Below are 25,991 nucleotides of genomic sequence, written 5' to 3'. Positions count from 1 at the left end.
AGCCGGGGTGGCGACAAGGCTTTCTGTGGCGAAGGCGTCGAAAGCTGGCATGGCGAATGCGGGTTTGAGCAGGGCGGCACCAGCAAAGCAAGCGGCGAGACGTAGCCTGTGCACAGTCAGACTCCCGGTGGGCGCTGCTGCCGCAATGGCCGCACCCGAACATCATTGACCACCCGGCCATGGCCGAGTTCGATGACCCGGTCTGCACAGGCAATCGTTTCCGGACGATGGGCGATCATGATCCGGGTGATATCGAGGGCTTGGATTGCAGTGCTGATCTGCCGCTCGGCCTCCACGTCGAGGTGGCTTGTTGCCTCGTCCAGGAATAGAATTCTGGGCTTCTTGTACAGCGCGCGCGCCAGCAGGATCCGCTGCTTTTGCCCACCGGAAAGCACCGTGCCCATGTCGCCAACCAAGGTGCTGTAACCCATGGGCATGCGCTCGATATCGGCATGTATCCCGGCGATGCGCGCGCACTGCTGCATCCATGGCTTATCAGATTGACAATCGAAGAAGCAAATGTTCTCGGCAAGGCTTCCGGCAAACAGCGCATCGTCCTGCATCACGCAACCGGAGAGCTCACGAAGCGTAGACAGGCTGGCCCCGCTGAGCTCATGGCCTGCGACGCGAATGCTCCCCCGCGCCACTGGTAGCATGCCCAGCAGCACCTTGAGCAAGGTGCTTTTGCCACAGCCCGAAGGCCCGATGATTGCCACCGAATCGCCTTCAGAGATGCTGAAGCTCAGGTCGTCCAGAATCCAGGGCTCCTGGTCCCCATAGCGATAGGCTACCGCCCGCACTTCGATATCCACCCGGCCACTGCATTCGTGGGCAACGAGCGCGTGAGACTCTTCCTCGGGTGGATGCAGCACGATGTCGGCCAATCTCTCGCTGTGCAGTTGCAGCATGCGCAGGTCGAAGAGACGATCGATAAGGCTTCCCACGCGGCTGCCGAACTGGGATTTGTAGGAGTAGAAGGCCATGAACATGCCGACGCTGAAGTGCCCATCCATCACCATGGTGGCCCCCAACCAGACCACCAGCAGGTTCTCGGCGCCGAACAGCACCGCATTGGCTTGCGCGTAGAACAGTTGCAGCTTCTGGGACTTCAGGCCCGCATTGATCTGATCTACGAACAGGCCTAGCCAGACGGATCTGCGCATATCCAGCTTTTGAAACAACTTCAATGCCTGAACACCGCGGACCGATTCAAGGAAGTGGCTTTGCTGGCGAGCGGCATGAACGATCTGCTCTTGCGTGGCGTTGCGCAGCGGGTGGTACCACGACCAGCGGATCAGCCCGTAGAGCACCATGGCACAGAGAACGACCGCCGCCAGCTGGGGGCTGTAGGCCAGCATCAGCACCAGGGTGGATAACGCCATAAGGCCATCCAGAATGACCGAGAGAAAGCTGGCCGTCAGCGTTTGCTGGATCTGATCGACGGACCCAAAGCGGGAGATCACATCGCCCAGGTGGCGCTTCTCGAAGAACTGGCTGGGCAAGCGCAGCATATGGCTGAACACGTTGGTCCGCCATTGCAGGCTGAACAGTGTGCCCATGTGCATCAGCGCCCAGGCCCGGCCGGTGCTGATGAGAACCTGCATTAGCAGCACGACGGAGAACCCCAGAATCAGAGTGGCCAGCAGATGGCGATCGTTGCTGATGATCGCATTGTCTATGGTCCATTGAAGCAGAAACGGGCCGACGAGCGCGACGATCTGCAATGCCACGCCCATCACCAGCACCTGGAGCAGGGATCGGCCCAATCCGCTGATCTTCCCCGTCAAGCCAAGCAACCTGACCCTGGGCTTTTCTTCTTTCTTCTCGAAGTCTGGGTTTGGCCACAACTCCAGAGCCACGCCGGTGAACCTACGCGATAGCTCTTCGAAGCTTACGGGGCGGGCTCCAGTCGACGGATCGTGTATCACCACGCCTCGAGCACTGACGGATTTCAGCGTCACAAAATGGTCAAGGTTCCAATGCAGCACGCAGGGGACTGCCAGGTTCTGAAGCTCATCGAGCTCCAGGCGTACCGCGCGTGTGCCCAGGCGAAGGCCGTGTGCGACCTGAACCACCTGGGCAAGATTCATCCCCTTGAGTGAAATGCTGAAGCGCTGGCGCATCTCCGTCACGTCTACCTTGTAGCCGTGATAGCTCGCGACCATCGCAAGGCAGGCCAGGCCGCATTCAGCGGCCTCTGTCTGCAACATGACCGGCAAATGCTTGCCCCAGCGCAGTGCCAGCGAATCCAAAGAAACCATGGCTACCGCGTCACCCTGCCAGCCATGCTGTACAGCGGCTCAAGCACCCACTCGTAGAGGCGGCGAGACTCCTGAAGAATGTCTGCCTCCAGCAGCATGCCACTCTGAAGCGCTTGCGGCTTGCCGTACGCGGTGACAGCCTGGCTATTTAGCCTGACGCGCAACCGATACAACGGCTCTCGCGCTTCGCCAGCACCCTGGAATACATTGGCCGGGCTGGACAATTCGAAGGGTGAAATGCTGGTGCGAGACACGGAAACTAACTCGCCCCGATAGATCCCAAATTTTTGATAAGGGTAGGCTTGGTAGCGAACATTCACGGGGTCGCCAGGCTGGACAAAGCCCATGGCCCTGCTTGGCACGTAGAGCTCGGCTTCAAGGTCAGAGTCCGTGGGAACGATGAGCAGCAGGGGCAAGCGGGCATCGACGCTATGGCCGACTTCCGCAAGCACCGCGGTTGCCACGCCTGCCTCGGGTGCGGCGATGATGAACACCCGCCGCGCCTCGCTCTCGGTGAGCTCTTGGGCAAGCGCTGAAAGCTGCCGGTCGATTTGTGCCAGTTGATTCTTCTGGCGGCTGTCCAGCCCTGACAGTTCGTTGGTTTGCTCTACCAGCTGTTGCTCCAAGGAGGTGCGCTCGCGCCGCAAGCGCTGAAGCACCTGCATTTGGCCCAATTGTTCCGATTGCCGCTGCTGGAACTGGTCTTGCGAGATATAGCCCTTATCCAGCAACCCCTGGTATCGCTGGATGGCATTGTCAGCCAGCGCCAGTAGGCGCTGTTGGCTCTTGAGCTGCTCTGCCTGCACAGCCAGTTCTTCGCGCAGGCTTGCGATCTTTCTGCTCAAGGTGTGGCGCTCAGCAGCATGCAACTGCCGGGATTTCTCCTGTTCACCAAGCAGTGACTCCCGTTTTTGCGTCAGGTTCTGGCTGATGCTGGCCAGGACCGCGCCAGCATCCTCTCCATACTGCTCGCTGGAAATTTTGTAGAGAACAGCGCCTTTTTCAACCAACTGCCCTTCCTGCACAAGCTTCTCCAGCACGACCCCAGGTTGTTGCGAAACGACCCTGATCTGGCCTGTCGCCGGCAGCAATTGGCCGTGGACCGCCGTCCGCTTGGTGTAAGTGCCAAAAAACAGCACTCCTGCGATCAAGGCTGCGATGGCGATGGAAAGCAACGTCAAGACTGAGAAGGACAAGGGGCGCACCATGACGATGTGGCCAAGCCATCGCACTTCCTTCGCAATGAGAGCCTCACGCCTGAACAGCAGCACCATACAGTCCACCTATTGATTGGGATTATTGATAGCTGCTTCCATCTTGGTAGTTGGTGCCAGATTTATCAGATCCGCCCCACATGCTCCCCACCCAAGTCCCAACGGCCCCGCCTGTTATTGCACCCACGCGTCCGCCCAACCACCGGCCCCCGATCACACCGCCCACTGCGCCGATAGGCCCACCAATGCCGGCGCCAACAGCGCCACCGACCCATCCGCCGATGTGCTGGCCGGCGACTTGCCCGCCCAATGCCCCTGTAACGCCGCCAGCACCGGACCCCAACAGGGCGCGATCATCAGAATCAAGGCCGGCCCCGACCAATTTCAGCTCTACGATAGTAAGATCGCGCATTTTATTTCCTTATAGACTTTATTATTCCGGCTAAAAGAATCTCGGTCACTGCCGAAATAAGAACGAAAGAAACCACTACCGCCGAGATGAGAGGGGGGGACGTGATAGTCAACAGCCAGACTGCGAAGCAAAGCACCATAATTAAAAAAATCAACGAAGCTGATTTCTTGAACATGGTGAGTGGATATATTCCCGGCTGTTCTTGTAAAACGTAGTCCTGCAACTGATCTTCCGAAAACTTCTTTAGTGTCTGCATGAATTTGTTTAATTCGATTATGGACCTCACGAAAAACAGTAAAACGCAAAATGCCAGCGACAGATCTATTCTGGATAGCCATTCCTTGGAAAATGACAGCTTCTCGTTAAATAAAACAAAAATCGATGCCAACCCAAGACTGATGCCCATGCCCGATCCGGATAATTTGAACAGAAAGTTCTCTTTGATTTCGGGTATTTCTCCCATATGATGCCTTTCGTTGATGAAATTTAGAACCATGGCTCCAAGATATCTTGGCGGCACAGTTCCGTGATGAGTGATCGAATCCTGCCTGGCTCAATTTCAGGATGTGCTTCCAAAAGTTCCGACACACTGGTACCCGGTGAATGTGCGATGCGCCGCATCAGCGGCAGCCCGACATCATCAAGCGCAACTCTTGCTCCATTGGCAATGAGATATTCCTCATTCAAGCCATGAAGATTGTTCGTCGCAACACGGAGCTTTTGCTCATCGGACAGAGTTTGGATTGCAGGGTTGCCCAGAATATCTATGGCCAGTGATGAATCCTGACGAAGACCCGAATAAAAATCATCCTGAAATCGACGGTGGTTTTCTGGATTGGAGATGAACTCCGAGAAATACCTGGCCAGTGAATTAATTGTTTCCTCATTCTGGTCCCAGGGGCCAAGAGCCTTGCGAGCGGCAATGAAATGTTGAGACTCCTCAACTGCCCATGACAAATAGTCGATGGCATATGGAGGAAATGTGCCAAAGGCAAGGTGGTAGGTCGCTTCACCCAGAGGCAAGGGGTTATGCCACCACCCTCGGGGTAGATAGAAGACATCGCCTGGCTCCAGCACGAAGTCCATGTAGACCTCCTCCGGTTTTGGATAAGCGTGCTCGTACTCCTTGCTCTGCTGTGTATAGAGAGGGCACTCGAAGGTGGGTCGATACACGAGCCAGCGCTTGCGTCCGAGCAGCTGAATGGCATAGACATCTCGGGTGTCCCAATGAGCGCGAAACGAATCGCGGCTGCCGAATGCTGCATATGCGCTGGACACTACCTGCTGCCCGGAGAAGGCTCCGATTTGCCTAGCCAGTGCATCTACTACCGAATCGCCTTTGATCTGGTTGGCGATCAGCGTTGCACCATTACGCATTAGTTCGTACACAACAGGCTTAATCAGGCGGTGGCGCAGCCTACCTACGTCCAGATAACTCTCGACGTATTTTTCCTTTGGAACGATTCCATCGAATGCAAGCTTGAACGAGTCCGCGAGCACATCACATCGCTCAAAGAGCTGGTTCGCTTGACGCCAAGTAACGCCATGCGTAATACAGCCACCTCTAATCAAGAGAGGCTCTCTTTCGTAGTGCTGCTCAGTGAAATTTTTGTGAGATATTTGGAAATCTATGATCATGCGTTAGCCACGGAAGTTTTCATATTGCACATCTAAGGAAGCTCTGCATAAATCAGAAATCCCCTGCCACATAGCATCAACACAGTCATTCAAGCATCTCGAATCACCGGGAAGTCATTGATTTTCGCTGCCAGACATGAACAACGGGCTTTTAAAAGTTGCTCTATCACGCGTGAATTCTCTTTATGCAGAGGTTTCCTATGGAGTTCGCGATTCAGCTTGCTCTTCCTTTTAACCCTCAAATATTAGGTATACGGTTCTTCGTGTAATAAAAGCCTTTTTCTCCATCGAGAATAAGCACCCAATCCGCATATGGACGGATATCCGTTGTAGAAATCGTCCAAGTACTCACTGACCGTTAGCCGCATCGGAATTGAATGGAATCGCCATAGAGATCCTGCCTACCTATTTTTTGAGGGCATATAAGAAAATTCTTATTTTTAACCTTGAAGCAATAATATTTTCTAAAGGTAAAAGCAAATCAATAGGGAAGCTCTAAATACTCCAGCATTCACCCCCCAATCCCATCCTGACCCGGCAGCCCATCAATGCCCATCAAGCCCTCGCGCAGCGCAATCAAGCCCGATCTGTTTGCCTACGCTGCCCACAAGCACAAAATAGAATCCCTGGGCAACCCGCTGCAGTTCATCGCCCGGCACATCGACTTTGCCCACCTCACGCAGACTATCGACGCCTTGCTGCCCCAGTGGTGACGCCTGCCGGGGCGGACGCCCACCGTATCCCACCGAGGTCATGGTGCGCACCCTGGTCTTGAAGCACTTGTACAAGCTCAGCGATGAGCAGACTGAGTACCAGCTCCTGGATCGCATGAGCTACCAGTGCTTTTGCCTGCTCGAAGGCAGTGCCACCATTCCCGCCGCAACACCATCTGGCACTACCAGCAGCGCCTGGGCGTCGATGGCGTCACGGCCCTGTTCCAGACCGTGGACAGCCAACTGCTGCAGCATGGCTGCATGGCCCGGCGCGGGCAAATCATTGTCGCCTCAACTGAACCGACCGTCGCTATCGACATACCGATGAACAACGTGAGCGTGCCCTCGCCTTGCTGCTCGATGAGCGGCTGACGCCATTGGAGCGCAATGCGTGGATGCTCCTCCGCGCCCGTGTGGGTGAAGACGGCACCAGCGCCCTGCCCAACTACGAACCAATGCGCCCGTTCCTGGCCTGCAAGGCAGGCAATCAGAGAGCAGCGTACGAGTCGGCTTCGCGCACTGTCTGCGTGCTGCGCATGACGCGCTCGGTGGGCGTTGGAAGCTAGCCAGCGTGACTCTGAAACTTGAATACACGCCATTGGCCATCCTCTGCCGGCCGTACCTCCACGCTCATCAGACAGGCTGGGCCATCAATTTCGACCCAGACCCGTGACATGTTCGGGTCGGTTCCTCGCAGCCAGCGACGGAGGCGATTGCCATTGGATTGACGGGGCCATGTGTACATGAACTTGTTCGCACCGCCGCAGAGCTGATGTGCGGCAACGCGCTCCAATTCCATGACGGTCCTGCCAACATATCCATTCTTCAACGTCAGTTCATGAGCCTGCAAATATTCACGCTGATAGAGCAAGTGTAGAAACTCGGAAGCCACGGAAACCGGTGCTTTGGCGTTCCAAGGGGACTTTAGCCAAAGCCAGGAAATAGAAAGACTGAAGGCAATGAGCACAACGGTGGTGATTAAGGTTTTTGTATGCTTCCAGCTAAACATCATCGGATTCCTCGGGCACGGTATGCAGCACTGCGGGTCGCACCAGTAGTTCACCTAAAACGTGGCGGTCCCTAACTCGCTGCACGCAGCAAGGTTGAGGCTGTTCATAGGTGGTGGAGTGAATTCGGCGCAACGGCGGACAGAGACAGAGCGCAGGCTTGTCGGAAGGCGCTTGACCGTTTCGATTTCCCGATCGGGGTTGTCCATCATGGCACGATGCGCGCCGCCATCAAAATAGAAGACGGAAGTCATAGCGGGCAAAACCGGAACATAGAGCGTTGTTTCAAAAATATCCTCGAACGTCACCTGCTCAATCCCTATAACCAAGAGCATGAATGTACAAATTGCGAGTGAAGCAATGGATAACCGGACGGCACTAGCGGCACCACCCTGGGTGAGGTTTTGGTGCTCCAACGGGTTCAAGTTTGGTGGAGTTAATCGGGTCCCTGAACCATCCACCCGGAACCATTCGCTCGATGTAAATACCAAGGGCGTCGGTGCGTCCGGTTGCTAATGCCAGGCCGGGTTGTTATTCAGGGTCAGCTTTTCGTATTTGCCGTGTAGACGGTAGCGGCAACGCCAGACCATCCCACCCGTTGGAAATACCTCCAGATACAGGCCGCGGTCGTCGCTGACGGTGTAGGTCTTGTCCCTGGGCTTGATTGCCTTCAGGGTGGTGTCGGTCAGTGCCGTCTTCTTCCTCTGCATGTCCAAGCAGCGGATGGCTTCCGCCAAAACCGCTACGCGGATATAAACCTGGACATAAATTCAGACGGCTTTCAGTGCTGCTTGAGCAGACTTTGATAAGCAAGAAATCCATTGTTCATGCGGGTTTCAAGGCGATTTGCAGACCTTGATGGAACCAGCTGGAAGTCAGGTTATTTCCCGATGCAGAAGCTGGAGAAGATCACACCCAGCAGGTCGTCGGAGCTGAATTCGCCGGTAATCGAGTTCAGCGACAGCTGGGCCAGGCGCAGCTCTTCGGCCAGCAGGTCCAGATGGGCGGATTGCGCCGCCAACTGCTCGTCGGCCATCTCCAGATGGGCATCCACGGCCTGCAGTGCCTCCACATGGCGGGCGCGGGCCAGGTACAGGCCTTCGGGGGCGGATTGCCAGCCCGCCACTTCCAGCAGCCGCTTGCGCAGCGCATCCAGGCCGTCACCGGTACGGGCAGACAGGGCGATCTGCTCGGCATTCAACTGGGCGGTGTGACGGGCCTGCACATCGGCAGCCGCCATATCGGTCTTGTTCCAGACATGGATGACCGGCACCTGCGCAGGCAGCCTGTCCTGCAGGGTGTGGGCGATATCGGCATCGGCTGCCGCATAGTCGGCCTGTTCCGCGCGGGTCAGGTCGTGCAGGAAGAGCACGGCATCGGCGGCTGCAATCTCGTCCCAGGCGCGTGCAATGCCGATGCGCTCCACCTCGTCATCGCTTTCACGCAGGCCTGCGGTGTCGATCACATGCAGGGGCACGCCCTCGATCTGAATCGTCTGCTGCACCTTGTCGCGCGTGGTTCCGGCAATCGGGGTGACGATGGCCAGCTCGGCCCCTGCCAGCGCGTTGAGCAGCGAGCTTTTGCCCGCATTTGGCTGGCCGGCAATCACCACCTTGATGCCTTCGCGCAGCAGCGCACCCTGGTGGGCGCGTGCCAGCACGGCAGCGACCTGGGCGCGCAGGCGCTCGAGTTGGCCAAAGGCATCGGCCTTCTGCAGAAAGTCGATTTCCTCTTCTGGGAAGTCCAGCGTGGCTTCCACCAGCATGCGCAGATGCACCAGGGCATCGCGCAGCACATGGATTTCCTGCGAAAACGCGCCGGACAGCGAGCGGCTGGCACTGCGCGCGGCCGCTTCGGTGCTGGCATCGATGAGGTCGGCAATCGCCTCGGCCTGGGCCAGGTCGATCTTGTCGTTGAGAAAGGCGCGCTCGGTGAACTCGCCGGGCTGGGCCAGGCGCAGCCCAGTCAGCACCGGCTTGCCATCTTCATTGGCGCTCTGTGCTGCTTCCAGGCAGCGCGCCAGCAGCAGCTGCAGCACCACAGGGCCGCCGTGGGCCTGCAGCTCCAGCACATCCTCGCCCGTGTAGCTGTGCGGGCCGGGAAAGTAGATGGCAAGACCATGGTCAATGGGCGAGCCGTGCGCGTCCCTGAAGGGCAGATAAGTCGCTTCGCGCGGTTTCAGCGCCTTGCCGCAAAGCGTCCGGACCAGCGCAGCAATGCCTTTGCCGGAGACCCGAACAATGCCCACGGCACCACGCCCCGGGGCGGTGGCGATGGCGGCAATCGGGTCGTTGTGGCGGGCAAGCATGGGCGGACTTTCGGTCGAGAAGAGAAGCCGCGAATCATAGCCTTGCGGGTTAAGTCCTTGGAAATCAACGGTGAGCGCTGCTTGGGCAGATATTTAACAGCAGAAGTGCTTCATACAATCGTCACAAATATGTCACGAAAAATGAATATCTCTTCCCTTGCAATGAGACTGGGCTCTCTACTAGCCTGGATATTGCTTTTTTCACCTCCGTTTCTCATTCGCTCATATGGAAAAGAGGTGGGCTACACGTTGTTGGCTGCGCTGTTTTTCTATCCTTTGGCGCTGTCCCGAAAGTCTTTGGCGATCTGTATTCCACTTCTGATTTTTATCGGTGCTGCGAATATTTTTCATGCCCAGTTTCTGGGAAACATGATCGATGAGTTTTCCCTTGCCACGCTGTGGCGCACTGAGGCTCATGAGGCCGCCGAGTTCCTGAGCTTGATCAATCGTCAGATGATTCTTGTCGTGCTGTGCTGGCTGGTGGCAAGTTTCGGATGTGGCTACTTCCTCTTTAAGAACTGCACGGATGGAGCAGTTCCCTTTCAGAAATGGGAGAAAAGAATACTGCTGGGCATAGGATTGCTCTGGACCAGCTTTTTTGCCTTTGGCGTGACTCAGCAGTTCACCGTCAATGACTATGTGCATAAACTGCGTCATATATCTATCCCATGCAAATGGCCAAGGCCGCAGTGCGTTATGGAGATCTGGAAAAAGAGGTTTTCTATCAGCCGACACTGCCTGCCAGGCCAAGTGCATCTCAAGCGAATACCTTGGTGGTGATTATTGGTGAGAGCGCCACCAGCCATCGGTGGTCACTATTGGGCTACCAGGAAGACGATACCAATCAGTCACTGAGGCAGGTTCCCGGTTTGCGTGCCTACAAGGTCATGGCTCATGGCTTCAATACCGCAAAAGCGCTGCCCTATATTTTGACCGGGCAGTCTGCTTTCGACAGCCAGAGAAATGCCTCGCCTTCGTTCCTGGATTTGGCGCGGCATGCTGGCTACAAGACCTTTGTCTTTTCCAACTCCAGATTCAATGACAAGAGCGAGGATATGTACTCGCAGATATTGCGTCGCTCTGCGGATGTCTATGCCAAGGTGGGCAATGGAGCACATGACGAAGTGATGACGACTTGGCTGGAGAAGTCGCTGGCGGATGACGCGTCACATAAGCTGGTGGTTCTTCATACCTATGGCAGTCATCCCGCGATCTCCCAGCGCTACCCTCGTTCCCGCTACGAGGGCGCAGATGCATATGACAACTCGATTCGCTATACCTCGGACCTGCTGGCCGACTGGATTCGCATGGTGGATGAGGCGTCCGACGCGCCCAGCGCGCTGCTTTACGTGTCTGATCATGGCCTTGGCGTTCCTCCCTGTGTGGACAGCCCTCGCCAGGGCAATGATCAGTCAGTGCTGGAAGTGCCACTGGCATATTGGGCGAACGAGGCAATGAGGAGTCTGCAAGGGAGTGAGGAGGTGGCGATCTCTGAAAGTCCTCTGGAACACAGCACGACTTTGGCGCCCGAGATATTGATTGCAGCCCAGGGATACGACGTGCGCGCGGCGATGCCGCATTTGCAGGACAGCCGGAAGCTGCATCTCGATGGCGTGCCTTATGCCGGGCTCTATCGCGACGACGCCTGCACGCCCTGAAGTGCAAGATCTCCATGTGTTATGCATTGTTGGCATAATGTTATGATTTTGTTTGCATTGTTATTGAACAGTCATGGCTGTTTGACCTTAAACGCCGAGCTGCCCCCCCTCTTTTTTTGATAGCACTCGGCCTACAATCCAAAATCCGATTTCATCGTCCGCAGGAGCGCAGGGGCCGGGTTGTGTGCCCATAGAGAGTCCTTACTGCGGATGACTTACTTTGCGAGCTGGAGACCGCTGATGTCCGACACCAAGCCCATTACCTCGATTGATAAACGTGCGTTGCTGCGTCAGGCGGCACTGGAGTATCACGAGTTCCCCAAGCCCGGCAAGGTGGCCATCACGGCAACCAAGCCCATGGCCAATCAGCATGATCTGGCCTTGGCCTACTCGCCCGGCGTGGCTGCGCCCTGCGAGGAAATCGTCAAGGACCCCGCTGCGGCCTTCAAATACACCAGCCGCGGCAATCTGGTGGGCGTGATCTCCAACGGCACGGCAGTGCTGGGCCTGGGCGACATCGGTGCGCTGGCTTCCAAGCCCGTGATGGAGGGCAAGGGCGTGCTGTTCAAGAAGTTCGCCGGCGTCGATGTCTTCGATATCGAGATCGACGAGAAGGACCCGCAAAAGCTGGTCGACGTGATTGCCGCGCTGGAGCCCACCTTCGGTGCCATCAACCTCGAAGACATCAAGGCGCCCGAGTGCTTCTTCGTGGAGCGCGAGCTGCGCAAGCGCATGAACATTCCCGTCTTCCACGACGACCAGCACGGCACGGCCATCACCGTGGCTGCGGCCATGGTCAATGCGCTTAAGGTCGCCGGCAAGAAGATCGAAGAGGTCAAGCTGGTGGCCTCGGGCGCCGGTGCTGCGGCCCTGGCCTGCCTGAACCTGCTGCTGGAAGTGGGCCTGAAGCGCGAGAACGTGTTCGTGACCGACATCGCCGGCGTGGTCTATGAGGGCCGTACCGAGCTGATGGACCCGGACAAGGCGCTGTTTGCCCAGAAGACCGAGCTGCGCACGCTGGGTGAGGTGATCGAGGGCGCCGACGCCTTCCTGGGCCTGTCCGCCGGCAACGTGCTCAAGCAGGACATGGTCAAGAAGATGGCGGCCAGGCCCATCATCTTCGCGCTGGCCAACCCCAACCCGGAAATCATTCCTGAAGATGTGAAGGCGGTGCGCGACGACGCCATCATCGCCACGGGCCGCACGGACTACCCCAACCAGGTCAACAACGTCCTGTGCTTCCCCTACATCTTCCGTGGTGCGCTGGACTGCGGTGCGACCACCATCACCACTTCCATGGAGATCGCCTGCGTGCACGCGATTGCCGCGCTGGCCCAGGCCGAGCAGTCCGAAGAAGTGGCAGCCGCCTATGTGGGCGAGGTGCTGAGCTTCGGCCCCGAGTACCTGATTCCCAAGCCCTTCGATCCGCGCCTGATGCTGGTCGTGGCACCGGCCGTGGCCCAGGCTGCGGCCGAAGCCGGTGTGGCCAAGCGCCCCATCCAGGACATGGATGCCTACCGCGAGCACCTGAAGACCTTTGTCTACGCCTCCGGCACCATGATGAAGCCCATCGTGCATGCCGCCAAGAAGGCCACCAAGAAGCGCGTGGCCTATGCCGAGGGCGAGGAAGAGCGTATCCTGCGCGCGGCTCAGATCGTGGTCGACGAACGCATTGCCCGCCCGACACTGATCGGCCGTCCCACCATCATTGCCCAGCGCATCGAGAAGTTCGGTCTGCGCATGAAGGAGGGTGCCGACTACGACGTGGTCAACGTCGAGCATGACGAGCGCTACCGCGACTTCTGGCAGAGCTATCACCGCATGACGGAGCGCAAGGGCATCACCGCTCCCATCGCCAAGATCGAAATGCGCCGCCGCCTGACGCTGATCGGCTCCATGCTGCTGCACAAGGGCGAGGTCGATGGCCTGATCTGCGGCACCTGGAACAACACCAATGTGCACCTGAACTACATCGATCAGGTCATCGGCAAGCGCAGCGGCGTGACCACCTATGCCTGCATGAACGGCCTGCTGCTGCCCGAGCGCCAGGTGTTCCTGGTCGACACCCACGTCAACTACGACCCCACGGCCGAGCAACTGGCCGAGATCACCATCATGGCTGCCGAGGAAATGATGCGCTTCGGCATCAAGCCCAAGGCTGCGCTGCTGAGCCACTCCAACTTTGGCTCCAGCAACCAGCCCAGCGCCATCAAGATGCGCCAGACCCTGGAGCTGCTGCGCGAGCAGGCTCCATGGCTGGAAGTGGATGGCGAAATGCATGGCGATGTGGCCCTGGACGGCAAGGCCCGCGCCAAGCTCATGCCCAACAGCACGCTGCTGGGTGATGCCAACCTGCTGGTGTCGCCCAATATCGACGCCGCCAACATCAGCTACAACCTGCTCAAGCAGGCTGCCGGCGGCGGCATTGCGGTGGGCCCGGTGCTGCTGGGTGCGGCCAAGCCCGTGCATGTGCTGACTCCCAGCACCACGGTGCGCCGTATCGTGAACATGACGGCGCTGACCGTGGCCGACGCCAACGTCAGCCGTTAATTACGCGGCAAAAACAAAAGCCCGCCGTGCAGGGAGCACGGCGGGCTTTTTTGTGCCTGAGGCGGGGGCCTACCAGGTGCGGCTGACGCCTGCGTCCACCGTGCCAAAGATTTCCACGCTGCCGGAGCCGCTGGAGCTGGAGGAGGCCGGCATGGTGCCGGAGCAGGCCGTCAGCGCCAGCGTGGCGGCTGCTGCGGCCAGGGTGAGCCATTTGCGCATCTGCATTTCCTTGTCCGCATCCATTGCGGCTTGTGGCCCATGGTAGCGGGCCGAAGATCCCCTGTCGTAACAGCTTGTTATGCCTGAGATTGTTATGAAACCAATTCAGGACAAGCATTGACAGCTATCAAATTTGATCAGGTCTCCAGATACAGCCCGGCCAGTCGCTCGCGCGCAGCACCATCCACACCCAGCACCTGGGTCAGATAGCGGTCCACGCTGCCATGCTGGGCGCGCACCACATCGACCGAGGCCATCAGGTAGGACGGCTGCACGCGCCACAGCGCATCCAGAGCCTCTTCGGACAACTGGCCGTACATCTGGGCGGGGCGTCTGAAGTATTGATTGGTCAGCAGATAGTCCTCCATGATCTGCTCCTCGTCCACACCCAGGGCCGTCAGCAGCAGGGCAGCGGCCCAACCCGTGCGGTCCTTGCCGGCCGTGCAGTGAAAGACCAGCGGCGCATCGCTGAGTTGCAGCAGCGCAAGGAACTGTGCAAAACGATCGCCGTACACGTTCACAAAGCTGCGGTAGGTGTCATGCATCAGCTCTTCGGTATCGCGGCTGCTGAGGTGGCGGCCCTGCTCCATCATGGACTGGGCGCGCTGCACTACCGTGGGCTCGACGACCAGTGCATGGCGCTCGATCCTGGGCCAGTCATACGACAGATGCGCGCTTTCGCCTTCGCCGCGAAAGTCCGCGCTGCGGTGTATGCCCAGCGTTTGCAACTGCTCCAGGTCTTGCTGTGTCAGATGCGCCAGATGGGCGGAGCGGTACAGCTTGCCCCATTGCAGGCGGCGGCCGTCCAGGCCCTGATATCCGCCCAGATCACGGAAATTGGAGGCTCCCGAGAGGGAGACTTGGCGCGCCGGGCGCTCCGTCAGCAGGTCGTGGTTCAGTTGCATATCACTGCTTATAGCGGATTGCAAAGACCCGCCCATGTCATCCGTGTTACCCAGGCGCGGCACCGGGAGTGTCGGCCCGAACGCAAAGCGCCGCATGCCCAGGACATGCGGCGCCGAACCTGTACGAAGCGGTTTTGCGACAGTGCCTTCGCACTCAATGGCTGCTCGCGCTGGCGCGCAGCATGTGCTTGAGCAGCTTGCCGGTCGCGGTGCGTGGCAGTGTGTCACGGACTTCGAAGATGCGCGGAATCTTGTAGCGAGCCAGCCTGGTCTCCATGAACTGGCGCAGATCGTCATGGTCCGGCGTCTTGCCGGGCTTCAGGGTCAGCACTGCCACCACGGTTTCGCCCCATTCGGGATGAGGGCGGCCGATGACGGCCACGTCCTGCACATCGTGGTGGGTGCAGAGCACGTCTTCCACTTCCTTGGAGTAGACGTTCTCGCCGCCGGTGACGATCATGTCCTTGAGTCTGTCCACGATGTAGAGATAGCCGTCCTCGTCCACGCGTGCCAGGTCGCCGCTGCGATACCAGCCCTGCTCGTCCAGCACGGCGGCCGTGGCCTCGGGGCTGTCCAGATAGCCTTGCATCATGGCCGCAGAGCGCAGGCAGATCTCGCCCACTTCGCCGGGGCCGCAGAGGCTGCCGTCCTGGCGGCGCACTTCCAGTTCAACGCCGGGTATGGCGCAGCGGCCGATGGAGCCTGCCTTGGCCACGGCCTCTTCGGGGTAGAGCACGGTGCCCAGAGGGCCTGATTCGGTCATGCCATAGACCTGCATGAAGCGGTCGCTGCGATAGGCCTGAGCCAGCTTGCGTGCCATGTCCGCGCCCAGCGGGCCACCGCCGTAGGCCCACAATCGCATGGCGCTGAAGTCGTAGCTGGCCACATCGGGCACCACGGACAGCGGAGCCAGAAAGGCAATCGGTGCGCCAAAGGTGAAGCTGATGCGTTCCTGCGCCAGCGTCTCCAGAAACTCCCTGGGCGCATATTCACGCATCAGCACGGCGGTACCGCCCATGAGCAAGGTGCCCAAGAACCAGTTGTTCAGCGGAGACGAGTGCCAGATGGGCATGGCGATCAGCGTGCGCTCCGTGGGCGACAGCGAGGTGGCTGCCGCTGCGCAGAGCGCTGCATGGAAGACATTGGCATGGCTGTGCAGGCAGCCCTTGGGCTGGCCCGTGGTGCCGGAGGTGTAGAGAATCTCGGCCAGCGCATGTGGCGCAGGTCGGCCATGCTCGTCGCCGCAGGGCGCAGCCTGCGCCAGCAGCTCATCGAAGCAGTCCAGGCCTTCGGCGGCAGAAGCGGTACTCAGCCACTGCATGTCGGCCAGTGGCTGTGGTTCGGCCTCCATAGCGGTGATCAGCGAAGCGCGCGCACCATCCACAAGGCACAGTCGAGCACCCGAGTGGCGCAGTATGTAGCTGACTTCCGGGGCCTGCAGCTTGTGGTTGATGGGCACGACGACCGCGCCCAGCCGCCAGGCACCAAGCAGCGCAAACACGAAGCCCGGGGTGTTGAAGCACAGCAGGCCTACCTTGTCGCCCTGGCGCACGCCTTTCTCACAAAGCACGGAGGCGGCGCGGCGGCCGGCCTGAGCCAGCGCGGCATAGCTCCAGTCCTGACCATCGGCGCGCAGCGCCAGTTTTTCGGGGCGCGTACGTGCCTGCTGGTCGAGCAGGGAAATGAAATTCATCATTGCTGGTGTCCTCCTCAGCCAGTCCAGGCATTGCGCAGCAGGGCGGCTGGGTCGCTGCTGGCGCAGGCAACACCTGCCACCGCGCCCCAGTCCGGGTCGAAGCGGCTGCCGATGAAGGCCGAGGCACTGTCGCTGCCCGCATGCTGCAGCATCAGTGTGGCCTGCACCGTGACGGCCAGGCGCTGGGTGAAGCGGCGAGCCTCGCGCTCCAGCTCCTGCGGGGGCAGGGTGACGGCCTGGCGCAGCTTGTCCACCTGCGCACGCAGCACGGCTTCCTCCGAGCCGACTTCACGCAGATGGTCCAGCAGCAGATGGGCGTCGTCCGGGTTGCGGGCAATGGCGCGCAGCACATCCAGGCACATGACGTTGCCTGACCCCTCCCAGATGGAGTTGACGGGTGCTTCGCGGAACAAGCGCCCCATGGGGCCGGTCTCCACATAGCCGTTGCCGCCGAAGACTTCCATGGCTTCGCCGGTGTAGCCCACGGCACGCTTGCAGTTCCAGAACTTGGCGGCAGGCGTGACGATGCGGCGCCAGGCCTGATCCAGAGGGTCTTCGGAGCCAAAGCGTGCGGCCAGATCCATGGCCAGCCAGGTGGCGGCTTCGGACTCCAATGCCATATCGGCCAGCAGGCCGGTCATCACCGGCTGCTCCACAAGGGGCAGGCCGAAGGCATGGCGGTTGCGCGTGTAGTGCAGGGCCTGCACCAGGGCCTGGCGCATAAAGCCTGCACTGGACAGCGCACAGTCCAGGCGGGTGTAGGTGGCCATTTCGATGATGGTGGAAATGCCCCGGCCTTCCTGGCCTATGAGCACGCCCCAGGCGTTGTCGAACTCCACTTCGCTGCTGCTGTTGGAGCGGTTGCCCACCTTGTCCTTGAGGCGCTGGATATGAATGGCGTTCTTGCTGCCGTCGGGCCGCCAGCGCGGCACGAAAAAGCAGGTGGGGCCGCGCTCCTCGGTCTTGGCCAGTACCAGATGCCCGTCGCACATGGGAGCCGAGAAGAACCACTTGTGGCCGGTGATCAGGTATTCCTCGCCCCAGGAGCCGGTGCTGCCCGATGGGTCCAGGGCCACGGCGCGCGTGGTGTTGCTGCGCACATCGCTGCCGCCCTGGCGCTCCGTCATGCCCATGCCCACGGTGATGGAGCGCTTGCCCTCGACGGGAATGTCGCGCGCGTCGTAGTCGGTGGATTCCAGCAGCGGCCCCAGCGCCGCATTGAGCTGGGGGTTGATGCGCACCAGCGCAATGCTGGCCTTGGTCATGGTGGTCGGGCAGGTCGAGCCGGACTCGATCTGGCTGTGCATGAACAGCGATGCGCCATAGGCCGGCCAGGCCGTCTGCCGCTGGTCGGTGAAGGGCAGGTTGGAGATGCCGTTGCGCCGTGCAATCGTCATCATCTGGTGCCATGCGGGGTGAAAGCGCACCTGGTCGATACGGTCGCCTGTGGGAGAGTGCGTGTGCAGCTCGGGCTCGAAGTGGTTGGCGTCTTGCGCAGCGCGCAGCGTGGCTTCGGCGCCATATTCCGCACCCTGGCGTTGCAGCTCGGGGTCGCGCCACTGTGCGCCGCCGCGTGTCACGGCACGCTGCAGCACCGGGTCGCTGGTGTAGACGTTGTAGTCCTTGAGCTCCGGGACCTGGTTGTGGGGGTGGATGCCAGTCATGATGTCTCTTCCTTGCTATGTGGCCCTGCCCGCAGCAGGGCGCAGGGCTTTGTGATTTCTGGGGCACGCCAGACAGGCGGTTCAGGAGGGCCGCTTCATATTGCAGCTGGTGTCCAGGCTGGATGTCTGTGCGGAAACCGTGCTGACAGGCTTCCATCCCAGGCCTGTTCCTTCCTGGTCATGCACCACCGTCTTGCCGTCCACTTTTTCCCAGCTCAGCACATGGATGGGTTGCTGGGCCTGGTGGTCGCTCTTGCGCATTTCCACGGGGCCGTTGAGGCCTTCGAAGCGCATGCCCGACATCCTGGCCGCCACGGCGGCAGGTTCCACGGACTTGGCCTCGCGCATGGCCTGGGCCAGCATCAGCATGGCGTTGTGGCCCAGGCCGTTGATGAAGTCCTCGTTGAACTGGCGCTTGAAGCCCGGCAGCAGCGGGCTGCTTATCAGCGGCTCAGAGTTGGGGCTGAAGGCGGAGATCAGCTTGACCCGGCCCTGTCCTGCTGCACCCATGGCGCTGGGCACGCCGAAGTTGTTGCCGTTGAGGGTGTAGAAGTCCGTGTTCAGACCCGCTTCGCGCGCAGCCCGCACGATCAGCGCCAGATCGGCACCGAAGTCCGCAGTGATGACGGCATCGGCTCCGGATTGCTTGATCTTGGCGATATAGGGTGAGTAATCCTTGACTTGGCCCAGCGGGTGAAAGTCATCGCCCACGATCTTCAGGTCGGGGCGCTTGGTCGCCAGCATGCTGCGCGCGGCACGCGAGACTTCCTGGCCGTAGGCATAGTTGGGGTTGAGCAGAAAGACCTGCTTCACCTGCTTTTGCCCGGCCAGGTAAGAGGTCAGCGCGGCCACCTTCATGTCCGAATTTGCATCGGTGCGGAAATGCCAGTAGCTGCACTTGGCATTGGTCATCTGCGGTGCCTGGGCCGCATAGTTCAGGTAGATGATTTCCTTGCCGGGGTTGCGGCTGTTGTGCTTTTCGATGGCCTCCTGCAGCGCCAGGCCCACGGCCGAGGAGCTGGCACCCTGCACCACATAGCGGATGTTCTGTCCGATGATGGAGTTGAGCTGGCTCAGCGCCTCCTGTGCGGAGAGGCGGTTGTCGAAGGGCACGACCTCGAACTTCACGGCACCGGCCCAGCTTTGTTCGTTGGCAAGCCTGGCGCTGTACTGGAAGCTCTTGAGCACATTCAGGCCCAATCCCGCCATGGGGCCGCTCATGGCATCCAGCGAGGCAATCTTCACCACCGTGGCCGGCTGCGCGTGAACGAGTGATGCGCAGGCCAGAGCCACTGCTGCCAAGGGCGTGGAAATACGAGGGTGCATGCTTGTCTCCGTCTTCTCATAAGAATTTTTTATTCACCAGGCCGCAATGCACAATGGCATCGAAGTACCTGTCAAAAATTCTAGGAAACCGTGCAAAAAAGGTGTTCGGATTTGGCCAGCATGAAACCACGCACTCGTTCGACCGCGACAGCAGGGCGTCGCCGCCCTTTGCAGTCCCGTGCGCGGCAGACGTTTCAGGCCTTGCAGGACGCCTTTGTTCGGCTTTTGCTTGAGCGCAGTTACGCGCAAATCACCGTGCGCGAGATCGTCCTGGTGGCGGGCACCGGGCTGGGCAGCTTCTACGAGTACTTCTCGGGCAAGGAAGACCTGGCCAAGGTTTGCCTGCATCTGCGCTCCAAGTCACTGCTGCTGGGCATTCGCGGCGTGACCAGCAGCCATGCAGGCCAGCCGCTGATGCAGATTGCCGAGGCGGTGATCGAGTCACAGCTGCAGGCGCACCGTGAGCGGGCAGATGAATGGGGTGCCCACTATCTGCTGGAGCGCCACTACTCCACTTCGGAGGCCTACCGCAAGATGTTCGAGCGCTTTGTCGATGCCTGGGCCGCAGCCATAGAGCAGGCCGTCGATCTGCCCCTGGACTACCCGGTGCGCGATGCTGCACGGGTGAGCCAGTGCATTTTGTACGGCCTGTTCAATCACAGCTATCTGGCCGCCGATGCGCCGCCGGATCTGGACTTGCTGCGCCAGCGCGCCAACACGGCCATATCTGGCTATCTGAGCGCCTTGCGCTGCGCTGCCTGAAATGAAAAAGACCGCCAGCGGCAAGCCGTGGCGGTCTTGGTTGATCATCGCGGCAGGGCTGGCGATCAGCTCACATGCTTGCCCACAATGCCGGCCAGCTCGAACATGCTGATCTGCTCCTTGCCGAACACCGGCTTGAGCTTGGCGTCGGCGTTGATGGCGCGCTTGTCCTTGGCGTCCTGCAGCCCGTTGGCCTTGATGTAGTCCCAGAGCTTCTTGATCACGTCGGGGCGCGAGGTGGGCTCGCTGCCGATCACGGCGGCCAGGTCGGCGCTGGGCTTGAGCGTGGCGCTCACGGTGCGTGGCTTCTTCACCGCAGCGGTCTTGGTCGCTGTCTTGGCCGCCGTCTTGGTCGCCGTCTTCTTGGCTGCCGTGCCTGTCTTCTTGGCGGCAGCCGTTGTGGTCTTGGCCGCCGCTGCGCCAGCCGTCTTGCGTGCCGGGTATTTGCCTTCGCGCTGCTCGAACTCGAAGTTCACTTTGCCCGCAGCACCATCCCAGACCAGGAAGGCCTTGAAGTTGCGGCGCGTGCGGTTGGAGACGAACTTCTCCAGCAGATCGGTCTTGCCGGTCTGCAGCAGCTTGCTCATCTGCTCGCGCTCGATGGGCTGCTGCAGAATGATCTGGCCGCTCTTGAAGTCGCAGCTGGGCGTGGTCTGGGCCAGCGTGGGCACGGCCTTGGAGCAGACATAGTTGGCGCCATGCTCGAAGACGGGCGAGCCGCACTTGGGGCAGGGGCCCAGGCTTTGCTGATGGGCAAAGTCCACGATCTCGCCCGTGTCCTCGGAGTCCTTGTCGTCGCCGAAGTCGAATTCCAGCTTGTAGTTCTTGGCTTCTTCGTCGTGCACGATGGCGACTTCGGCCACAAACGGCCAGCCGGCCTTGGAGCGGAAGCCTTCCAGCGGGCCGATACGGAGATCGCGCAGCAGCTGCTCGGCCTCGGACGTCTCAAAAGTGCGGCCCGCAGGGGACTTGGTGAACGAGAAGCCGCAGCCTTCGCTGGCACCAGTGGCGCCCGTGCAGGCGTAGCGGCGGTAGTTTTCCTTGACCACACCGCCGCAGTTGGGGCAGGGCGTGGAGAGCGTGGCGTAGTCACCGGGGATGGTGTCGCGGTCGTATTCCTTGGCCTTCTTGACCAGCTTCTCGGTCATGGCCTGAATCTGCTGCATGAAGGCTTCGCGCGACAGCTCGCCCTTTTCCATCTGCGACAGCTTGTATTCCCACTCGCCGGTCAGATCGGCGCGGCACAGCTCTTCCACCTGCAGGCCGCGCAGCAGCGTCATCAGCTGGAAGGCCTTGGCCGTGGGAATCATCTCGCGGCCTTCGCGCAGCATGTACTTTTCCGTAATCAGGCCTTCGATGATGGCCGCGCGCGTGGCTGGCGTGCCCAGGCCCTTTTCCTGCATGGCGCTGCGCAGCTCTTCATCGTCGATCTGCTTGCCGGCGCTTTCCATGGCACCCAGCAGCGTGGCTTCGGAGTAGCGCGCGGGTGGCTTGGTCTTCAAGGCCTTCACGTCGGCGTGGTCGGTCTGGGGGCGCTCGCCCGGCTGCACGGCCACCAGCGGTTGACCCTTGTCGCCTTCCTTGGCATCTTCCACCTCGTTGGCGGCTTCCTTGCCGTAGATGGCCAGCCAGCCCGGCTTGACCAGCACCTTGCCCTCGGTCTTGAAGGAATGCTGCTCCACCTTGCTGATGCGCGTGGTGACCTGGTATTCGGCGCTGGGGAAGAACACGGCCATGAAGCGGCGCACCACCAGGTCGTAGAGTTTCTGCTCGGCCTCGGACAGGCCGGAGGGGGCCTGCGTGGTGGGGATGATGGCAAAGTGATCCGACACCTTGCTGTTGTCAAACACCCGCTTGGTGGGGCGGATGTAGTTGTCGTTGATGGCCTGCTGGGCAAAGGGCGCCAGATGGCGCATGCCGCTGGTGGCCAGCATGTCGAAGGTCTGCTTGGCGACCGGCAGATAGTCTTCGGGCAGGGCGCGCGAATCGGTACGCGGATAGGTCAGGGCCTTGTGGCGCTCGTACAGGCTCTGCGCCAGTGCGAGAGTCGTCTTGGCCGAGAAGCCGAACTTGCCGTTGGCTTCGCGCTGCAGGCTGGTCAGGTCGAACAGCAGGGGCGAAGCCTGCGTGGTGGGCTTGCTCTCTTCGGTCACCTGGGCGGGCTTGCCCTGCACGGCGGCGGCAATCGCATCGGCTTCGGCCTTGTTCCACAGGCGGTCGGCGCGGCTCTCGGCGTCTTCGCTCTTCTTCCACTGCGGGTTGAACCACTTGCCCAGATAGCTGCCGGCCTGCGCGTTGAAGCTGCCGTGCACTTCCCAGTAATCGCGGCTGACGAATTTACGGATTTTTTCTTCGCGCTCCACCACCAGGGACAGCGTCGGTGTCTGCACGCGACCCACGGTGGTCAAAAAGAAGCCGCCGTCGCGCGAGTTGAAGGCCGTCATGGCGCGCGTGCCGTTGATGCCCACCAGCCAGTCGGCTTCGGAGCGGCTGCGCGCGGCGCTGGCCAGGCCTTGCATCTGCTGGTCGCTGCGCAGGTTGTTGAAGCCGTCACGAATCGCCTGAGGCGTCATGGACTGCAGCCACAGGCGCTTGACGGGTTTGCCCAGGCCCCCTTTGGCGCCGCCTGCGTATTGCTCGATCAGGCGGAAGATCAGTTCACCCTCGCGGCCCGCGTCACAGGCATTGATGAGTTCGGTCACATCCTTGCGCTTGGCCTGCTTGACCACGGCGTTCAGGCGGGTCTTGGTCTTGTCCACGGGCTTGAGATCAAAGCGCGGGGGAATGACCGGCAGATTGGCAAAACTCCATTTGCCGCGTTTGACGTCGAATTCTTCGGGCGCCTGAATCTCCACCAGGTGGCCGACCGCACTGGTCACCACATAGCTGTCGGATTCGAAATAGTCATCGTGTTTTTCGAACTTGCCTGCCACCGGGGTCAGCGCACGGACGATGTCCTGTGCGACAGAAGGCTTCTCTGCAATCACCAGGGTTTTAGTCATTGTGTGTTCTCGTCGTCATTAACCACCTGAACCCGAATCAAAACTCAGGCTCATACAATTCGCTTCTCATGCGCGCGCATGCGCACATGTGTGCATATTCAAAGTATCAGAGAAAACATGCCCCGCACATCACTGGCCTCTTCAACGGGCCGCCGCATCCAGACCCGGCGCTCCGGCGTTCATGGCAAAGGCGTTTTCGCCGCGCAGGATATTGCGCAAGGCGAAACCATTATTGAGTACGTGGGCGAAGTGATTGACTGGCAGCAGGCGCAGGACCGTCATCCGCATGATCCCAGCCAGCCCAATCACACTTTTTACTTTCAGGTCGACGATGAGCGGGTGATAGATGCCACGCACAAGGGCAACTCCTCGCGCTGGATCAACCACAGCTGCGCGCCCAACTGCTACACCGACGAGATCGACGGTCGCGTCTATATCGTGGCGCTGCGCAATATTGCAGCGGGCGAGGAGCTGAACTATGACTATGGCCTGATGGTGGAGGAGCGCTATACGGCCAAGCTCAAGGCTGAATATGCCTGCTACTGCGGCGCTGCGAACTGCCGCGGCACCATGCTGGCGCCGAAAAGGGGCTGGAAACCGCCGATGCCTGCAAGCATCCCCTGAGGCGCTGCACGCCTTCCCCTTCTCTCTACGCGCTTCGCGCTATGGGAAGGGGACGACGCCCTCGCTGCGGGGCGGTGGGGCCGCCTAGGCCCTTGCTTGGCGTCTCTGGTGTGGGCAGCGTCAGTTTTTGACTTGCGTTGCGCCAGTTTTTAGATTTGGATAGATAAAAATGACTCAGCCGATTCACTGGAATGCCGAAGCCTTGTGGGAAGCCATTGCGCCGCAGCTGCCGGGCTTTACGGTCGAGGTGCTGCTTAGCATCGACTCCAGCAACACCGAACTCATGCGCCGCGCGCGAGACGGGCTGACGGAGCCGGTGCTGTTGATTGCCGAGCAGCAAACCCAGGGCCGAGGCCGCCTGGGCCGCAACTGGGTCAGCGGCGTCGGTGATTCGCTGATGTTCTCGCTGGGCCTGCCGCTGGCACCGCGCGACTGGTCGGGACTGTCATTGGCGGTGGGCGTGAGTGTGGCCGAGAGCCTGCAGCCCCAGCTTCCCGCAGCGGGGGCTGCGCCCAAGATCGGCATCAAGTGGCCCAACGATCTGTGGCTGGAGGGCGACCGCAAGCTGGCCGGCATTCTGATCGAGACCGCCAGCTTTGTCGGCGGCCAGCAACACGATATGACGGCGCCGCGCTATGTGGTGATCGGTATCGGCATCAATGTGCGTCCGCGTCCCGGTGACGGCATGCGCACGGCCCCGGCCTGCCTGCAGGAGCTTGATGCGGCACTGGATGCGCCCACGGCCCTGGCCTGCATATTGCCAAACCTGGTGGCCGAGGTGCAGAGCTTTGCCCGGCATGGCTTTGCTCCGCTGATGCAGCGTTTCGCCCAGCGCGATCTGCTGGCTGGACGCGAAGTGAATCTGAGCGACGGCACGAGCGGCATGGCTCAGGGTGTGGCTGCCGATGGCGGCTTTCTGGTGCGTACCGCGACCGGGCTGCAAGCCGTGACCAGTTCCGAAATCAGCGTGCGTCCGGCAGGCAGCCCGCTGCAGGCTTGAAATGAAGCACCTCCTGAGGCGCTTTGCGCCTTCCTCCTCTCTCTACGCGCTGCGCGCTAGGGCAGAAGGACGCAGCCCTCGCTGCGGGGCGGCGGGGCCGCCCAGGCCCTTGCTCGGCTGCCCGCGAGCGGCTGCAGCCCATGGATAACTGATGTGAGAAACCTATGCTGAGAATCGTTTTCCTGCTCTTGCTGCTGGGCAACGCCGGCTACTACATGTGGAGCCACGGCTATCTGGCCGGCATGGGGCTGGCGCCGGAGTTGCAGTCCGAGCCGCAGCGCCTTCAGGAGCAGATCAGGCCGGATGGCCTGGTGCTGCAGCAGCCCGAAGCGGTGCAAGCTCCGGACGATGAACCTGCAAAGACTGCGGAGCCCGAAGCGCCTGCGGTGGACGACAGTGCGCCGCCCGCCGCTCCCGAAAGCAAGTCGGATGGCAAGTCCGACGCCGCAACCGTCGCGGCCAGGGAAATCAAGGATGCCAAGGACACAAAGGATGCCAAGACCGCCATTAAGGAGCCCGAGGCCTGCTATCAGGCCAACGGCATCGAAGAGGCGCAGGCCGACAGCATTCGCCGTGCGCTGGCGGGCAAGTCCAAGAGCGATTGGGAGCTGGTGGCCAGCCATCAGGGCGGACGCTGGATGGTCTATATGGGCAAGTTCCCAGACGCCGAATTCATGGACCGCAAGCGCGGCGAGCTGCGCCTGATGAATATCGACTTCGACCGCGCCGGCGGCAGCTTCGAGCCCGGTCTGTCGCTGGGGCGTTTTTCGACGGAAGAAGCCGCCCAGCGCCAGCTGGCCACTTTCGCGCGCCAGGGCGTGCGCACCGCGCGCGTGGTGCAGGAGCGTCCCGATGTGACGACCTATGCGCTGCGCCTGCCCAAGGCCACGCCGAGCTTGCGCAACGAAGTGGCGGCACTTGCTGGCAAGAATCTGTTGCCCAAGGCTTTGCAGGCCTGCTCTAAGTAATTTTCGTAGCTGCTATCGCAAGAAAGGCCTGCATTTGCAGGCCTTTTGTATTGGAAAACCAGTT

At 60.5% G+C, this 25,991-nt stretch carries 20 protein-coding genes and 2 pseudogenes; 8 read left to right on the top strand and 14 right to left on the bottom strand.

Annotated features, from left to right (window positions below):
• Positions 1 to 33: 33 nt before the first annotated feature.
• From QYQ99_RS10975 to QYQ99_RS10965, 3 genes and pseudogenes are all read right to left on the bottom strand, one after another.
• A pseudogene (locus tag QYQ99_RS10975) lies at positions 34 to 2,261 on the bottom strand (peptidase domain-containing ABC transporter); the annotation flags it as partial.
• Positions 2,262 to 2,263: 2 nt separating this feature from the next.
• A complete protein-coding gene (locus QYQ99_RS10970; protein ID WP_302092659.1) occupies positions 2,264 to 3,535 on the bottom strand; it encodes an HlyD family secretion protein in 1,272 nt (423 codons plus the stop codon).
• Positions 3,536 to 4,373: 838 nt separating this feature from the next.
• Positions 4,374 to 5,525, bottom strand: a complete 1,152-nt coding sequence (locus QYQ99_RS10965; protein WP_302092658.1) for a JmjC domain-containing protein — start codon at positions 5,523 to 5,525, stop codon at positions 4,374 to 4,376.
• A 548-nt stretch (positions 5,526 to 6,073) separates the two neighbouring features.
• Between QYQ99_RS10965 and QYQ99_RS10960 the strand changes: the two are divergent.
• Together QYQ99_RS10960 and QYQ99_RS10955 are read left to right on the top strand one after the other, a co-directional pair.
• A pseudogene (locus QYQ99_RS10960) lies at positions 6,074 to 6,541 on the top strand (transposase); the annotation flags it as partial.
• Between the two features lie 92 nt (positions 6,542 to 6,633).
• Positions 6,634 to 6,804: a hypothetical protein gene (locus QYQ99_RS10955; protein WP_302092657.1), complete on the top strand. Its 171-nt coding sequence runs from the start codon at positions 6,634 to 6,636 to the stop codon at positions 6,802 to 6,804.
• Here QYQ99_RS10955 and QYQ99_RS10950 read toward each other — a convergent pair.
• The 5 genes from QYQ99_RS10950 to QYQ99_RS10930 form a co-directional block, all read right to left on the bottom strand.
• Positions 6,801 to 7,250 (bottom strand): hypothetical protein, encoded by a 450-nt coding sequence (locus QYQ99_RS10950; RefSeq protein WP_302092656.1) that lies wholly within the window; start codon positions 7,248 to 7,250, stop codon positions 6,801 to 6,803. The genes QYQ99_RS10955 and QYQ99_RS10950 overlap by 4 nt on opposite strands.
• A gap of 51 nt (positions 7,251 to 7,301) precedes the next feature.
• Positions 7,302 to 7,580 (bottom strand): hypothetical protein, encoded by a 279-nt coding sequence (locus QYQ99_RS10945; RefSeq protein WP_302092655.1) that lies wholly within the window; start codon positions 7,578 to 7,580, stop codon positions 7,302 to 7,304.
• A gap of 177 nt (positions 7,581 to 7,757) precedes the next feature.
• Positions 7,758 to 7,955 (bottom strand): Arm DNA-binding domain-containing protein, encoded by a 198-nt coding sequence (locus tag QYQ99_RS10940; protein WP_302092654.1) that lies wholly within the window; start codon positions 7,953 to 7,955, stop codon positions 7,758 to 7,760.
• A 170-nt stretch (positions 7,956 to 8,125) separates the two neighbouring features.
• Positions 8,126 to 9,553 carry a tRNA uridine-5-carboxymethylaminomethyl(34) synthesis GTPase MnmE gene (mnmE, locus tag QYQ99_RS10935; RefSeq protein WP_302092653.1) on the bottom strand — a complete coding sequence of 476 codons (1,428 nt, stop codon included), beginning with the start codon at positions 9,551 to 9,553 and terminating at the stop codon, positions 8,126 to 8,128.
• A gap of 222 nt (positions 9,554 to 9,775) precedes the next feature.
• A complete protein-coding gene (locus tag QYQ99_RS10930; protein ID WP_302092652.1) occupies positions 9,776 to 10,210 on the bottom strand; it encodes a hypothetical protein in 435 nt (144 codons plus the stop codon).
• Between the two features lie 11 nt (positions 10,211 to 10,221).
• Between QYQ99_RS10930 and QYQ99_RS10925 the strand changes: the two genes are divergently transcribed.
• Positions 10,222 to 11,211 carry a sulfatase-like hydrolase/transferase gene (locus tag QYQ99_RS10925; RefSeq protein ID WP_302092651.1) on the top strand — a complete coding sequence of 330 codons (990 nt, stop codon included), beginning with the start codon at positions 10,222 to 10,224 and terminating at the stop codon, positions 11,209 to 11,211.
• A 240-nt stretch (positions 11,212 to 11,451) separates the two neighbouring features.
• Complete coding sequence (locus QYQ99_RS10920) at positions 11,452 to 13,761, top strand: NADP-dependent malic enzyme (RefSeq protein WP_302092650.1); 2,310 nt, start codon at positions 11,452 to 11,454, stop codon at positions 13,759 to 13,761.
• 69 nt (positions 13,762 to 13,830) lie between these two features.
• On the opposite strand, the gene QYQ99_RS10915 is transcribed toward QYQ99_RS10920, so the two are convergent.
• From QYQ99_RS10915 to QYQ99_RS10895, 5 genes are all read right to left on the bottom strand, one after another.
• The gene (locus QYQ99_RS10915) at positions 13,831 to 13,980 is read right to left on the bottom strand and encodes a hypothetical protein (protein ID WP_302092649.1); all 150 of its coding nucleotides are present in this window, start codon (positions 13,978 to 13,980) and stop codon (positions 13,831 to 13,833) included.
• Positions 13,981 to 14,117: 137 nt separating this feature from the next.
• Complete coding sequence (locus tag QYQ99_RS10910; protein WP_302092648.1) at positions 14,118 to 14,885, bottom strand: tyrosine-protein phosphatase; 768 nt, start codon at positions 14,883 to 14,885, stop codon at positions 14,118 to 14,120.
• A 154-nt stretch (positions 14,886 to 15,039) separates the two neighbouring features.
• A complete protein-coding gene (locus QYQ99_RS10905) occupies positions 15,040 to 16,581 on the bottom strand; it encodes a class I adenylate-forming enzyme family protein (protein WP_302092647.1) in 1,542 nt (513 codons plus the stop codon).
• A gap of 14 nt (positions 16,582 to 16,595) precedes the next feature.
• Positions 16,596 to 18,245: an acyl-CoA dehydrogenase family protein gene (locus tag QYQ99_RS10900; RefSeq protein ID WP_302092646.1), complete on the bottom strand. Its 1,650-nt coding sequence runs from the start codon at positions 18,243 to 18,245 to the stop codon at positions 16,596 to 16,598.
• Positions 18,246 to 18,326: 81 nt separating this feature from the next.
• Positions 18,327 to 19,571 carry a branched-chain amino acid ABC transporter substrate-binding protein gene (locus tag QYQ99_RS10895; RefSeq protein WP_302092645.1) on the bottom strand — a complete coding sequence of 415 codons (1,245 nt, stop codon included), beginning with the start codon at positions 19,569 to 19,571 and terminating at the stop codon, positions 18,327 to 18,329.
• A gap of 168 nt (positions 19,572 to 19,739) precedes the next feature.
• Between QYQ99_RS10895 and QYQ99_RS10890 the strand changes: the two genes are divergently transcribed.
• Positions 19,740 to 20,333, top strand: coding sequence for a TetR/AcrR family transcriptional regulator (locus QYQ99_RS10890; RefSeq protein ID WP_367882854.1), 594 nt, complete (start codon positions 19,740 to 19,742; stop codon positions 20,331 to 20,333).
• 65 nt (positions 20,334 to 20,398) lie between these two features.
• Here QYQ99_RS10890 and QYQ99_RS10885 read toward each other — a convergent pair whose 3' ends face one another.
• The gene (locus QYQ99_RS10885) at positions 20,399 to 23,335 is read right to left on the bottom strand and encodes a DNA topoisomerase III (RefSeq protein ID WP_302092643.1); all 2,937 of its coding nucleotides are present in this window, start codon (positions 23,333 to 23,335) and stop codon (positions 20,399 to 20,401) included.
• Positions 23,336 to 23,452: 117 nt separating this feature from the next.
• On the opposite strand from QYQ99_RS10885, the gene QYQ99_RS10880 reads away from it, so the two are divergent.
• From QYQ99_RS10880 to QYQ99_RS10870, 3 genes are all read left to right on the top strand, one after another.
• Positions 23,453 to 23,959 (top strand): SET domain-containing protein, encoded by a 507-nt coding sequence (locus tag QYQ99_RS10880; RefSeq protein WP_302092642.1) that lies wholly within the window; start codon positions 23,453 to 23,455, stop codon positions 23,957 to 23,959.
• Positions 23,960 to 24,128: 169 nt separating this feature from the next.
• Complete coding sequence (locus QYQ99_RS10875; protein WP_302092641.1) at positions 24,129 to 24,959, top strand: biotin--[acetyl-CoA-carboxylase] ligase; 831 nt, start codon at positions 24,129 to 24,131, stop codon at positions 24,957 to 24,959.
• A 164-nt stretch (positions 24,960 to 25,123) separates the two neighbouring features.
• The gene (locus QYQ99_RS10870; protein ID WP_302092640.1) at positions 25,124 to 25,927 is read left to right on the top strand and encodes an SPOR domain-containing protein; all 804 of its coding nucleotides are present in this window, start codon (positions 25,124 to 25,126) and stop codon (positions 25,925 to 25,927) included.
• Positions 25,928 to 25,991: the final 64 nt, after the last annotated feature.

The organism is Comamonas testosteroni (assembly GCF_030505195.1).
In the GTDB taxonomy this organism is placed as follows: domain Bacteria; phylum Pseudomonadota; class Gammaproteobacteria; order Burkholderiales; family Burkholderiaceae_C; genus Comamonas; species Comamonas testosteroni_G.
The sequence above is the reverse complement of the archived record's forward strand: the minus strand, read 5'-3'. Positions and strand labels throughout refer to the sequence as shown.